General features: G+C 63.3%; 15 protein-coding genes. 1 reads left to right on the forward strand and 14 read right to left on the reverse strand.

Features of this window, described 5'->3' with window-relative positions; translation table 11 throughout:
* Positions 1 to 31: 31 nt before the first annotated feature.
* The 5 genes from DW352_RS27305 to DW352_RS09310 are packed head-to-tail and all read right to left on the reverse strand — an operon-like array spanning position 32 to position 4,550.
* Positions 32 to 859 (reverse strand): ATP-binding cassette domain-containing protein, encoded by an 828-nt coding sequence (locus DW352_RS27305; protein ID WP_115690578.1) that lies wholly within the window; start codon positions 857 to 859, stop codon positions 32 to 34.
* Positions 838 to 1,842: an ABC transporter ATP-binding protein gene (locus DW352_RS09295; RefSeq protein ID WP_162826873.1), complete on the reverse strand. Its 1,005-nt coding sequence runs from the start codon at positions 1,840 to 1,842 to the stop codon at positions 838 to 840. Before DW352_RS09295 ends, DW352_RS27305 begins: the two co-directional genes overlap by 22 nt.
* Entirely contained in the window at positions 1,835 to 2,677 is an 843-nt protein-coding gene (locus DW352_RS09300; RefSeq protein ID WP_115690582.1) for an ABC transporter permease, read from the reverse strand. Before DW352_RS09300 ends, DW352_RS09295 begins: the two co-directional genes overlap by 8 nt.
* A complete protein-coding gene (locus DW352_RS09305) occupies positions 2,674 to 3,696 on the reverse strand; it encodes an ABC transporter permease (protein ID WP_115690584.1) in 1,023 nt (340 codons plus the stop codon). The genes DW352_RS09300 and DW352_RS09305 overlap by 4 nt, the downstream gene beginning before the upstream one ends.
* 44 nt (positions 3,697 to 3,740) lie before the next feature.
* Positions 3,741 to 4,550 (reverse strand): isochorismatase family protein, encoded by an 810-nt coding sequence (locus DW352_RS09310; RefSeq protein WP_115690586.1) that lies wholly within the window; start codon positions 4,548 to 4,550, stop codon positions 3,741 to 3,743.
* A gap of 223 nt (positions 4,551 to 4,773) precedes the next feature.
* On the opposite strand from DW352_RS09310, the gene DW352_RS09315 reads away from it, so the two are divergent.
* A complete protein-coding gene (locus tag DW352_RS09315) occupies positions 4,774 to 6,168 on the forward strand; it encodes an ABC transporter substrate-binding protein (protein ID WP_162826874.1) in 1,395 nt (464 codons plus the stop codon).
* A gap of 94 nt (positions 6,169 to 6,262) precedes the next feature.
* On the opposite strand, the gene DW352_RS09320 is transcribed toward DW352_RS09315, so the two are convergent.
* The 9 genes from DW352_RS09320 to DW352_RS09355 all read right to left on the reverse strand — a co-directional run bounded on the left by DW352_RS09320 (position 6,263) and on the right by DW352_RS09355 (position 12,523).
* Positions 6,263 to 7,237, reverse strand: coding sequence for an amidohydrolase family protein (locus DW352_RS09320; protein WP_115690590.1), 975 nt, complete (start codon positions 7,235 to 7,237; stop codon positions 6,263 to 6,265).
* A 17-nt stretch (positions 7,238 to 7,254) separates the two neighbouring features.
* Positions 7,255 to 7,419, reverse strand: coding sequence for a cupin domain-containing protein (locus DW352_RS26750; RefSeq protein ID WP_162826875.1), 165 nt, complete (start codon positions 7,417 to 7,419; stop codon positions 7,255 to 7,257).
* A gap of 158 nt (positions 7,420 to 7,577) precedes the next feature.
* Positions 7,578 to 8,003: a hypothetical protein gene (locus DW352_RS09325; RefSeq protein ID WP_115690592.1), complete on the reverse strand. Its 426-nt coding sequence runs from the start codon at positions 8,001 to 8,003 to the stop codon at positions 7,578 to 7,580.
* A 41-nt stretch (positions 8,004 to 8,044) separates the two neighbouring features.
* Positions 8,045 to 8,689, reverse strand: coding sequence for a S1 family peptidase (locus tag DW352_RS09330; protein ID WP_115690594.1), 645 nt, complete (start codon positions 8,687 to 8,689; stop codon positions 8,045 to 8,047).
* Between the two features lie 222 nt (positions 8,690 to 8,911).
* A complete protein-coding gene (locus DW352_RS09335) occupies positions 8,912 to 9,424 on the reverse strand; it encodes a hypothetical protein (RefSeq protein WP_245434379.1) in 513 nt (170 codons plus the stop codon).
* Positions 9,421 to 10,212: a lytic transglycosylase domain-containing protein gene (locus tag DW352_RS09340; protein ID WP_245434380.1), complete on the reverse strand. Its 792-nt coding sequence runs from the start codon at positions 10,210 to 10,212 to the stop codon at positions 9,421 to 9,423. Before DW352_RS09340 ends, DW352_RS09335 begins: the two co-directional genes overlap by 4 nt.
* Before the next feature lie 3 nt (positions 10,213 to 10,215).
* Positions 10,216 to 10,782, reverse strand: coding sequence for a YbjN domain-containing protein (locus DW352_RS09345; protein WP_245434381.1), 567 nt, complete (start codon positions 10,780 to 10,782; stop codon positions 10,216 to 10,218).
* A gap of 44 nt (positions 10,783 to 10,826) precedes the next feature.
* On the reverse strand, positions 10,827 to 11,927 hold the full coding sequence (locus DW352_RS09350) for a peptidylprolyl isomerase (RefSeq protein ID WP_115690596.1): 1,101 nt from the start codon (positions 11,925 to 11,927) through the stop codon (positions 10,827 to 10,829).
* Entirely contained in the window at positions 11,924 to 12,523 is a 600-nt protein-coding gene (locus DW352_RS09355) for a hypothetical protein (RefSeq protein ID WP_245434382.1), read from the reverse strand. The genes DW352_RS09350 and DW352_RS09355 overlap by 4 nt, the downstream gene beginning before the upstream one ends.

A 12,523-nucleotide genomic window follows, 5' to 3' on the forward strand; every position in this document is an offset into this window, starting at 1 on the left:
TCGTCCTACTTCCGTCGTCCCAGACGCCCGCTCAAATACGCGGCACGGCCTCGAGCAGCGATCGCGTATATTCATGCGCCGGACTGTCGATGACGGCGTGCGTTTCGCCCCGCTCGACCGCCTCGCCCTGAGACATCACCACGACCCGGTCGCAAAGGTATTCCACAACGCCGATGTTGTGCGTGATGAAGATCATCGCGAACTTAAGTTTATCGCGCAGATCGAGCAGTAGATTGAGCACTTGCATCTGCACGGAGACGTCGAGCGCGGACACGGCCTCGTCGGCGATCAGCACCTTCGGGTGCATGATGAGGGCCCGGGCGATGCCTATGCGCTGCCGCTGCCCGCCGCTGAACTGATGCGGGTACTTGTCGGCGTCGCTGGCCCGCAGCCCGACCATGGTGAGGAATTGCTCGACCTGATCGTTGATCTCGCGACGTCCGAGCGTTCCGGCAATCTGAAGGCCCTCCGACACCAAGGACCGGATGGACATGCGGGGATTGAGCGAAGAATAGGGATCCTGGAAAATCATCCCGATGCCGCGCTTTGACGCATGGACGACGGTTCTGTTCTCCCCGTCGCAATCGACGAGAACGCGCCCGGCCATCGTTATCTGGCCTTTGTCGGGTTCGTCGAGGCCGACGATGATCCGGCCGAGCGTCGTCTTGCCGGAACCGCTCTCGCCGACGATGCCGAGAATTTCGCCATCGCTCACATCGACGGAAAGGTTTTGCAGCGCCACCGTTTCGACAGGCTTGCCGAACAACCGCGCGCTCCGCACGAACGTCTTGGTAATGCCGCGCACGCACAGCAGCGGCGTCGCGCCGTCGTTCTGCGTCACGTCAGAGGAAACAGACATCTTGCCTCCTGCTGCTCTCGCGTTGCCACCATCGGAATGGCGGCTTCCGTGCAGACCGGCTGTCGGCGCGGGCAGCGCGGCGCGAAGCGGCAGCCCTGGAACCACTCGGTCACCGGCGGCACATTGCCTTCGATCGCCGTCTGACGCTGACCGGGCAGCCGCCGCTGCGGCATGCAGGCGAGCAACGCCGCCGTGTAGGGGTGCGTCGGCGCGTGGATGACCTGCCGCGTCGGTCCCCGCTCCATCAGCGTGCCGCCGTAAAGGACCGCGACCGTATCCGCATAGCTATGGACCAATGCGAGATCGTGCGAGATAAACAGCACGCTCAGCGAATAGCGATTCCGCAGTCCGACCAGGATCTCCATGATCTCGTGCTGGATCGTCACGTCGAGCGCCGTCGTCGGCTCGTCCGCGATCAACAGCGTCGGATCGTTGGCCAGAGCGATGGCGATCATCACCCGCTGCCGCATGCCGCCCGACAGCTCGTGCGGATACATGCGTCGCACCTGATCGGGATTGCGGAAGAGGACATCGCTCAGAAGTTGGCTGATACGGGCGGCCCTTTCCGCTTTGCTCGCGGTGCCATGCACGCGCATGGCTTCGTCGATCTGATCCTCGACCGTCATGATCGGATTGAGCGACGTCATCGGCTCCTGGAAGATCATGCTGACGCGTTGGCCGCGGAGTCGGCGCATCGTCTTCTCTTCCGCCTTCGCAACGTCGGTATCGCCGAGCCGCAAAGAGCCGGCGATGCGCATGCGGGTCGGCGGCAAAAGACGCATCAAGGCGCGGGCGATGATCGTCTTGCCGGACCCGCTCTCCCCGACCAGGGCAAAAAACTCGCCGCGGCCGATGGCAAAATCGAAATTGTCGACGACTTTGAGCTCGTCCGCGCCGCGACGCAGAAAAATGCCGACGCCGCGGCCTTCGGCAACGAGGTCGCGCGAAGCAGGTAGCTGCGGGGCGGGTTTGCTCTCAGACAAGGTTGAGGTCTTCCTTGGGGTCGAACTGATCTCTGAGCCAGTCACCGAGCAGGTTGAGGCCGAGCACCGTCACGAAGATGCCGAGCCCCGGAAAAACGGCCAGCCACCAGGCCGACGTCACGTAAGACCGCCCCTCTGCCAGCATGCCGCCCCAGGTTGGTATGCTCGGCGGAACACCGAGGCCGAGAAAACTCAAGCTGGCCTCGGCAATGATGGCGGTAGCCATGCTGAAGGTGGCGATAATGATCGATGACGCGACGAGGTTCGGCAAAATGTGCCGTCGCAGGATCCAGGTCGTGCTGCCGCCGAGAATCTTGGACGCGGACACGAATTCACGAGAGCGCAGCGAGAGCGTCTGAGCCCGCGCCAATCGCGCATACGGAATCCAACGCTGCAGGGTGAGCGCCAGAATGAGATTCTGAAGCGTCTGACCGAACAACGCGAGAATGGCGATCGCCAACAGGATCGCCGGAAACGCCCAGAAAGTCTCGACGATCTTCTGGATGAAGAGGTCGCGAACCCCGCCCAGATAGCCCGACACCGCTCCGATGCAGACCCCGGCGACGCCTGAGATCAGCACAACCACGGCGGCGATCAGAAGCGAAACGCGCGCCCCGGACACCATCCGCGCGAACACATCTCGTCCCAACTGATCCGTGCCGAAAATGTGCCCGGCGCTCTCGACGTCGAACGGCGGCAACATGGCGTCCATCAGATTTTGCCGCTGCGCATCGAACGGCGACAGAAAATCCCCGAAGGCCGCCATGACGACGATGAGGCCAACGCACAAGACGCCGATCACAAACTTCGGATCGCGGAAGCGCCACCTGGTCATGCGCGCGCCTTGGCATAGGACGAACGCATTCTCGGATCGACAAGATAGTAGAACAGGTCGATCAGCACATTCAGCACGATGAACATGGAGGTGTACACCAGCACGACGCCGATCGTGAGCTGCGTATCGCGGACCGTCACCGACTGATAGAGCAAGGTGCCGACGCCGGGCCACGAGAATATGACTTCGACGATGATCGTGCCGCTGATGAGCGATCCGAGTTCCAATCCGACGATCGTGCTGATCGGGATCGCAGCATTCGGCAGCAGATGCCGCCGGACGATCTGACCGCGAGAAAGGCCCTTGGCCACCGCTGTGTAGACGAATTCTTCCTGGCCTACGTCGACGATCGCCGAGCGGGTAATGCGCGCAATGATGCCGACCATGCTGAACGCGAGCGTCACGGCCGGAAGCACGATGTGGCGCACGGCAATCCGGAAACTGTCGAAGTCGCCGTGAATGAGCGTGTCCACCAGATAGAAGCCAGTCGTCGGCGTGACCGATACGCCGAACGGCAGCCGCGAGCCCGATGGCAGCAGGTTCAATGTCGCGGAGAACAGCAGAACGAGCAGGATGCCGGTCCAGAACGAAGGCGCGCTGACGCCGGCGACCGCAAAAATGGAGACGACGCCGTCACCCAACTTGCCCTTCTTCAGCGCCGCATAGGTGCCCACCGGCACGCCGACCGCGACCGCAAGCGCCAAACTGACCAGGGCCAATTCGAGAGTTGCCGGCAGTCGCATCGCGATCAGATGGCCGACCGAGTCCTGGTAACGTAGCGACGTGCCCAGATCCAAATGCACGATACGAACCAGAAACCGCCAGAACTGCACCAGCAACGGCTGGTCGAGTCCCCACGCCGCCCGGAACGAGGCCACTTGTTCGGGCGTCGCGTCTTCGGGCAACAGCAGCGTCGCGGCATCGCCTGGCGCAAGATTGACCAGGACGAAGACGCCAAACATGACGAGCAGCAAGACCGGAATGGCGCCCAAAAGGCGCCACGCGATGTTCTTCAGCATAGATCGAGCCTAGCTCTAGGTGCCATCGCTCCGGATCGGTCTCTCTAGCGCGTCTGAGCGGCCGACAGCATCGGATCGGCCACACCAGCCGGCAGGTGGAACAGGCGGTCGGGCAACGACTGAAGATGCTTCACCACAGCGTCGCTGGCAACGACGTCCGCGTATTTCGCATGCATGTCGCAGAGGCTCACCGCGTGCGAGGCTTGCGACCGATCGGCGCAAGCGTCTTCGACGACGGATATCCGGTAGTTGTAGTTGAAGGCATCCACCACCGTCGCCCGCACGCACCCGGACGTCGTCAAACCCGTGACGATCAGGCTGTCGCATTGCAGCTGGATGAGATGGCTCGTGAGCGGTGTTCCAAAAAAGGCACTCGGCTTTTTCTTGCCGATGACGAGGTCCTTCGCTTGCGGCGCGATATCGTCCACGATCCGATGCCCCGCCGGCAAACTTGAATCGGTGCCGTCGAATTCCTTTTCCGTCCGCGGGTTCTTGAACAGCCAGGAGCCGAGATCCCAGCTATCCTCCCGATAGATGCCCGTGGTGTAGATGACGGGAATCCCCTTCGGGCGGGCGACGTCCAGCAGCCGCTTGATCTTGCCGACCGCTTCCCAGCCGACTTCGCCGCAGGAATTCATCCATTTTTCGATGGATTTGAGGATCGGCTCCGGTTTGTCGCCGACAAAGGCGTAACTGACGTCGATCACCAGCAGCGCAGGCCGCTGTCCAAACCCGACCGGCGCACCGTAACCCGCGGCGGCAAGGACCTTTTGGTCCTGCTCGGTCAGAAAGCTTTCCCAAATCCTCTTCTCAGCCAAACCGTGCCTCCCCGACCCGTCCGTCAGCGCATCCATTCCCGAGAAATGTGCAAAATTCAGTCCCGGAATACTTGCGCAAAACCTAATTTTGTACAGTAAATGGGACTAGTACCAAATTGTCAACAGTAGGAGACGCCCTGTGAGGCTCAGAATCCTCGCTACATCGTTGTTGGCGGCCGGCATCGCGTTCGGAAGCGCAGACCGAAGTGACGCCGCCGACAAAGTTCTCGCGTTAACGTCGCAAGCGACGATCACAAACGTGAACCCCTACGCCGAGAGCGAGCAGCAGATGTATTTCGTCTGGTGTCAGGTCTACGGCTGTCTCGGCAGGCTCGACTACGTCACCAAAGAGCTCAAGCCGATGCTCGCCGAGAAATGGGAAGTGATCGACCCGACGACATGGCGCTTCCATCTGCGGACCGACTTGAAGCGGCAGGACGGCGGCCCGGGGCCAACCGCGCGCGATGTCGTCCATTCCTGGAAGCGGATCATGACAGATCCGTCGAGCGCGCAGCGCTTCATGATGTTCGAAGTGAAGGAGATGATTGCGGTCGACGACCACACCGTCGACATCAAGACGATCAAGCAGAGCGGCCAGCTCGCCATCGACCTGTTCAGCCAGTTCGCCATCACGCCGGCCGATCTTTATGAGAAATACGGTCAGAACGTCTATCGGGACCATCCGATCGGTTGGGGCCCCTACAAGCTCGAAAAGTTCGACGTCGACCAGAGCATTGTCCTGCGCAAGAACAGCGCATCGCCGGAGAGCCGCCCGAACGCTCCCGACGTCGTCATCTACCGTCAGATGCGCGAGCCGGAGCAGCGCGTGACGGCCGTCCTGAACAACGAAGTGCAGGTTGCGCGCCAAATCCCGCCCCAGCTCGTCGCGCGCTTCAAGGGACAGGATCGGGTCAAGCTCGTCACAAGCCCGTCGGTCGAGATCATGTTCATGGCCTTCAACGTCAAGATGAAGCCGTGGGATGACGTTCGTATCCGGCAGGCGGCCGCTTACGCCATCAACCGCGACGCGATCATAAAGCGCATCCTGTTCGGCTACGCCGATCCGCTCGATGGCGCCCTCGGCCCGGCGCAGATCTGCTACGAAAAGCCATCGCCGATGGCCATCCATTTCGATCCTGCCAAGGCCAAGGCGCTGCTCGCGGAGGCCGGCTACAAGAATGGGGGCCCTGAAGTCGAGATCCAGGGCTCGACCGGCCGCTACATCTCCGACCGGCAGATCATCGAGGCGATCAGCCAGATGCTGACCGACGTCGGCTTCAAGGTGAAGCTGGTGACGCCGGAGTGGTCGAACCTGTGGGCCGACGTCCGTGCCGGTAAGTCGCCGGCTTACTATATGGGGCGCGGCCAAGTGGCGGATCCCTCGATCGCTCTGTCGCAGTATTTCGAGACGGGTCTCTCGCCGCGTATCGGCTACTCCAACAAAGACGTTGACGCGCTCTTCGAGAAGGTGCGGTCGACCTTCGATCCGAAAGAACGCTGCGGCTATGTCCGCCAGGTGGTCGATAAGCTGGCCAGCGACGTGCCCGCTCAATTCCTGTGGACACACAAGCTGGTCAGTGCCGTCCGTTCGGACATTCAAATTCCAGCCGACCCGTCCGGGGAAATCTGGTTTCCGGACGTCGTCATGAAATAATCCTGGGGAGTGCCGCCGCCATGGCGGCACTCCTTTTCTTTTTGTTGAAGACTTGGTTCTCTAAGCGACCGCTGCGCCGCAATACGCAACGCGCTTACAGAGCGAGCAATCGCTCCGCATTGCCGTGCGCGATCCGCGTTCGATCGGCCTCGCTCACCGGCAGATGCCGCAAGAAGCTGCACGACTCTTCCATCGTGCAGTACGGGTAATCGACCGAGAACATGATGCGATCAACGCCGACCTCGAGCAGCAGGTTGAGGAAGGTCGGCATGAAATTGAAGCCGCCGAAGGTGTAGTGCACGTTCTCACGCAGATAGTCGGCCACGGGCCGCTGCAGCTTGGTCAGCGACGGCGGCAGGGTCTTATTCAGCCGCTGCAACATGAACGGTATGCCCTCGCCGAGATGGCCGATGGCGACCTGCAGCTCGGGGTGACGGTCGAACACGCCGCCGAGAATAAGGCGAAGCACATGCACTGCCGTCTCGATGTGCCAACCCCAGCCGCCCGCGGCGAACACGCCTGACACCGCCGGCGAGAACCCGCCATAAGAGGCGTCGACGACCGCCTGTGGCGGCACGGTCGGATGCAGATAGATCGGCACGCCGAGCGCTTCCGCCCGCGCCAGGATCGGCGTGAAGAACGCGTCATCGAGATAGCGGCCGCGGGTATGGCCGTTGATGTTGGCGCCCTTGAAACCGAGTTTCCGCACGGCGCGCTCCAACTCGTCGGCCGCGTCGTCCGGCGATTGGATGGCCAGAGATGCGAAGCCGGCAAAGCGCGCCGGATGACGCTTGATCGCCTCGGCAAGGTAATCGTTCGTGTCGCGCGCCAAGGCGACCGCTTCCGCCGCCTCCGCCTGCTCCACCCCGGGAGAATTGAGCGACAACACCTGCATGTCGACGCCGCCCGCATCCATTTCGGCAACGCGCTTGTCGCCGATGTCCGAAAGCTTATCGACGAGCGCCGCCCCGCCGGGCCGCCCTGTCTTGAAGCGCTCGATCGAGACTTTCCCAGGCCCGGCCACGAACGCCGGCGTAATAAAATGCTCTTCGATAGCGATAACACGCATGATCAGCTCCGTTCAGATCAGCCTTCGGCCTTAAGGCGCCTTCCACCCGCCATGACCGGCCGGGCGTCGATCAGAACGAAAGCGATAACACACGCTTCGCTGCCGTTGTTGATCCAGTTATGGATCGTAACCCGTTGCACGAGCACATCGCCAGCTTTTAGGTGGACCAGCGTGCCGTCCATTTCCATATCGATTTCGCCGACATGACGAGGGCGTAGTCGATCGAGCCGGTCCGATGATTGCGCGTCTGAACGCGATCACCTGCCGTCCGCGCACGAACATCCCGCCGGCGGGTCGGACTTTATCGCCCGGCCGAGAACGCGCGCGGCAATGCCAGCATCTAACGGCGAACGGGCGAGGTATAGGTCGGCAGCGGCGGCCGGAAGGGTATGACCGACCTGCCGAAGTTGCTTCCATACTGCTGCTGAACCGCGGGCATGTTCACAATGCCGATCTTGATGTCCGAGGACTTGGCATCGACTGGCGGCAGATTGACGCTCGGATTGATCCGCTCGACCTGGCGTTGAAGCTGCTGGTTGAGGCACTTGAAACCGCGGGTATTGCCGGTCTGGACTTCTACGCAGCCTGCCGAGGGCCGATTGTCGCGCTTCTCGCCGCCGATCACGATCTCCGGCAGAACCAACGGCGGCGGCGCCGGCGCGGCCAACGGCGGGGCGGGTAACGGCGCTGCCGCAGGCGCTTGCTGCGCGCGGCCCGACAGTGGCGAAGCCGCGACGATAAGAGCGATGACGATCGATTTGCGCATTGAATCACCCGGTCTCTTTGTCACGGTCTCACATGGGGCCGTCAGTTCTGCAGACAACGAATGCGCGCCGATATGGACGCCGCGCGATGGGCACGCGAGCCATTGCCGGCGATTTGCGCCCGGTCGTCCTGATCAAAACGGACGTTATGGGCATACAGAAACGATTTCACGGCGTGCGCGCCGATTGCGACGACCCGGTTCGCCGCCGTTCGACGGCTGATGACACCCTGCACCAAGCCGCGACCGTCGAGCACCGGCGCGCCGCTGGCGCCGACGGTAACGTCCGATTCAATCGCCAGCGCATCGACGCTGCTATCGGCTCTGACAACGGCATTGGCCATGAGGCCGCTGCCGATCAATTTGCCGGGCAACGTATCGAATGCGGACGCGAAGACCAGCTCGCTGGGCGACACGGCAACGGTGCGCGGAAACACGGCGTTCAGTCCAAGCGTGCGTGGCGCCTTCACCAGGGCGAGATCCGCTTCCGGCGATTGGGCGACGACTTTCGCTTCGACGGCCCAGCCTTCCTTTGCGACAATGACGCGCGCGCAGCGCTCGACGGCGTGCCGCGCGGTGAGCAGATAGCCGCTGCCGTTGACGAAAAACGCCGTACTCGTCGTTTCGGAACGAACGGCGTTCTCCGGGATCCGCGCGAGGCGCTGCGCCGGTCTCAGCGGCTCCTGCATTGAAGGCAGAAGGCTCTGCGCAGAAACGAATGCGGGCGGGCTCGCCAAAAAAACGGCAAACAATGCGCCACCCCAAGCGGCGATCGCCGCCCTGCCCTTGTCCCTGATTTCCGCTTCGCTCATGGCGCTTGGCACCGTACAGGCGCGGCCTCTTGCGCAAATCATGCGCTGTGTTTCGTCACGGCGCGCTTAAAGCGCACGGCAGAGTTCGCATCTCTCTTTCTAGCGCGGCGTGTCGTCTTTCGCTTTGACGTTCAGAGAGAACCGCAAATTCAACGGCTGCAGCATGTCCGGCGGCGGCGGTTCGCCGACATTGCCGCGCGTCAGGATCGTGCGCAGATCCTCTGTCGCATCGCGGTCCGAAAAGGCGGCGAAGGTCACCCGGTCCATGCTCCCGTCCGGACGCACCCAAGCCCTCACCGTCAACACGGGCGGCGGACCGTCCGACGTGCCGCTGTGCGCCTTCACATAAGTGCGAAAGCGTGCCGCCACCGGCTCGTCCGCGGCGATCCATTCCTCGAACCTGTACTTCACCAGCTTGGCGAACTGCACCCATGACGGTGGTGCGCTGGCCGGATCGCGATATTGCAGCGTCTGGCCGGTTGTTGCCGAAGTGCCGACGATGCTCATCAGGGCCATCGCCAGCCAGGCATAACCGCGCGCCAAGGGACCGCGTGCGCATCGCTGTTTGCGGCCACCAGCGGCGCCGTTGGTCTTTTGCGGCTTGTTCGTCATCGCATCGGCACCTTGAGAACTGTGACGCGGAAGCTGATTTCGCTGAGCTTGCTGTTGAGCGCGGCGAGATCGGGCCCACGCCCCGCACCGCCGAGGCACCGCCCGCGGCAGCGGCCGCCGCCGCCGGATGCGACGGAACGGCCGAAGGTCGCCGTTGGTACGATGCCCGCGACTTTGAACCCGCGCGAGGTCAACCGCGCCCGCACGCGTTGGCAATAATCGACCGACAGATACGAAAACCGCGTCTCGCCATGCCCGGCGCGGTACTTCATGGCGGCCGTGCACAGATCGCCGCTCGCCAGGCGCCACGCCTGCGCCAAATACATGACGCCGAAGCGGATGTTCGTCTCCGGCACGGCAAGATCGCGCGTCGTACCGACAAAGCCGAGCATCCGCGCCGTCGACGGCAGAATCTGCATGACGCCGATCTCGCCGTCGCCACCGACCGCGGCCGGATTGAACGAACTTTCGGTATGCGCGATCGCTTCGGCAACCTCCGGGGGCATGCCCGCCCGCGCCGCGTCACGCTCGACCATTGTCGCGATATCGGCGCGCCCGACGATCGGACCGGCGCCGACCCCGCCGACCGGCGGCGGCACCGGCAATGGCAGCGATGCATTCACCCGGGGCGGCATATCTGCGCGCACCGGTGAGACATCGGCGCTCGCCATCTGCGCGCGCGCGCCGAGCGGCGCCGCGCAGACAAATCCCAGCGCAGCAAGACCAAGCGCGAACACGCCGAGCGTGCCAAGGCACGCCCGACGGAACGCATTTGCAGTCGCCGACATTCGTCAGGCCGCGGCGCCCGCGGGCACCGGCGCTTCCGCGGACGGCGTCGTGTTCTCGGCCGATGCCGGGGCCGCAACGGCGTCAATCTTCGGCGCAACCTTGCTGAGCTCTTCGCGCAGCCACGGCACGAACTGCTGCAGCAGGCTGTCCCAAATTTCGACCTGGACGCGCATCTGCTGCGCCGAAACGCCGCCAGCGAAGGAGCTGTCCATGGACAGCACCAGGAAATCCTGACCGGGGATCGTCTGATCGAGGAACAGACGGCCGAAGCGGCGCGTGCAGTTCCAGCGGTTGATCAGATCGAGCGGCAGCGTGCCCTGCACGGCGAGCAAGGCGACGAACGCGACGTCCGCGAAGCGGTCGGTGGTGCCCGGAATGGCGCTGCCCGGACGAATGTCGAAGGCGAAGCGGTTGCTGGCCGAGCGCAGAAAGCGGGCGCGGCCCTCGCCGACGGTTTCCACGCGATAACCGGCGTCCTGCAGCAGATCGCGCAGCGACTCGACGGTCATGCTCGCGAGCGTCGCGGCGGCGGCATTGGTGCCGCCCGTGGTCATTTCATTGTTCGACATAACTCTTCCTTCCATGAGACGATGGCGATCCCGCAATGCGAGAGTTAGCGCGTGGCGGCGGCTTGCCCGTTGGTCGCGCTGAACACCTTCGACAAGCCGAGTTCGTTGACGACGGGCGGATTACGCTCGAGCAACTGCGCGAGATAGGCGCGTTGAAGCGCTTCCGCGCGCTGCGCCCGCAGCCTCTGCACAAGCGGTTCGCGAACCTCCGACAGAGGGCGCGTTTCCGCGGCTTTGGTCTCGAGCAGCTTGATGAAATGCCAACCGTCGCTCATCTTGATCGGGGCGCTGACATTGCCGCTGGCAAGACCGACGACCTCGGCCTTGATCTCCGGCCGGATCTGATCCTCTTGCAGCCAGCCAATCTCGCCGCCCTGCTCGGCCGATTGCTTCTCGTCCGAGTACTCCTTGGCGAGCGCCACGAAATCCGGCTTGGCCGCCTTCAGCTTGGCCTGCACTTCAGCCAGCTTCTTCTGCGCGGCCGCTTCGGCGTTCTTGTCCGCCTCGGCCGGCAGCGCCACGAAGATCTGCGACAGGCGATAGCGGCGCGGTACGACAAAAGCCGTCTTGTTCGCGTCGTAGGCCTTCTGAATCTCGGCGTCGTCCGGATAGCTCTCCGGCGGCTGCGAAACCGAACGCAGATAGGTCTCAACCACCGCCTGCTCGCGAACGCGCTCGAGCTGGGCCTCGACCGCCGGGTTCTTGTCCCACTTCTTCGCAACGGCTTCCTTCAGCACGAGCTGATTGGCGAGCATCATCCGCAGCGTCCGGCTGAGCAGTGCCGGGTCCTGGGCGAGCACCGCCTGATCGCGCGGCGGCAACGCGGCCACGAATTGACGCACTTCGCCGACGGTCACATCGCGATCGCCGACCCGCGCCACGACATCGGCGGCGCCATGATCCTTTCCTGCGACGGAGGGGCCTGGCGCGGCCTTTGTCTGTGACGCGGGCGCGGCTGCCGACGGCGCATTGGGGACATGCGGCGCGGCATTCGACCTCGCTCTCTGGGATTGCTGAGCCGGCGGCTGCGTCTGGGCAAAGCTCACCGTGGACACGAGCGCCAAAGCGAGAGCGCACACCGCAACGCCGGAAAACCGAGACCGTGCCGTGTGTCGCGTCGCCTTGGCCTGCATCAAGATACTCATGGATCAACCCTCTGATTGAGAACCTTGTCGCCATAGTCCTGCAACAGGTTCTGGACCTTCACCCGCTGAAAGCCGATCAGCGGTTCCTTTGCGACGACCGAGTCGACGATCGTCAGATTGTCGTAGCGCTCGAGCAGGTCGCGCCCGACTTTGACGAGTTCCTTGTTCTTGACCGTGCAGGCATTCAGGCCCGCTTTGTAGGTCTTCGACTCGGTCTCGAATTTCGCCCGTTCGCTATCCTTGGTGCGCGCGACAGTGGCGGCCTCGGTATAAGCTTCTTTCCACTTCTCCAGCGTCTGGTTGCGCTCCTCGAGCCGATCGTTGAACTCGCGGACGGCCTGCCGATAATCCGCTTCGACCTTTTTGACTTGCGCCTTTGCCGCGTCGACTTCGTTCTTGAGCGCATCCCGCGCGCGCGTGACCTCGGCGAGCTGCGCCTGAACGGCCGTTCGCTGATCCTCCAGCGCGCGCACCTGGGCGGTGGCGCTCCGCAACGCGTCGCGCAAACGGTCCGTCTCGGATTGGGCCTGCGCCTTCACGGCTGGCAAAGCCACGACAGCCATGAAAGCCAGGATGATGACACTGCGATGACGCAT

Source organism: Pseudolabrys taiwanensis (assembly GCF_003367395.1).
GTDB lineage: Bacteria > Pseudomonadota > Alphaproteobacteria > Rhizobiales > Xanthobacteraceae > Pseudolabrys > Pseudolabrys taiwanensis.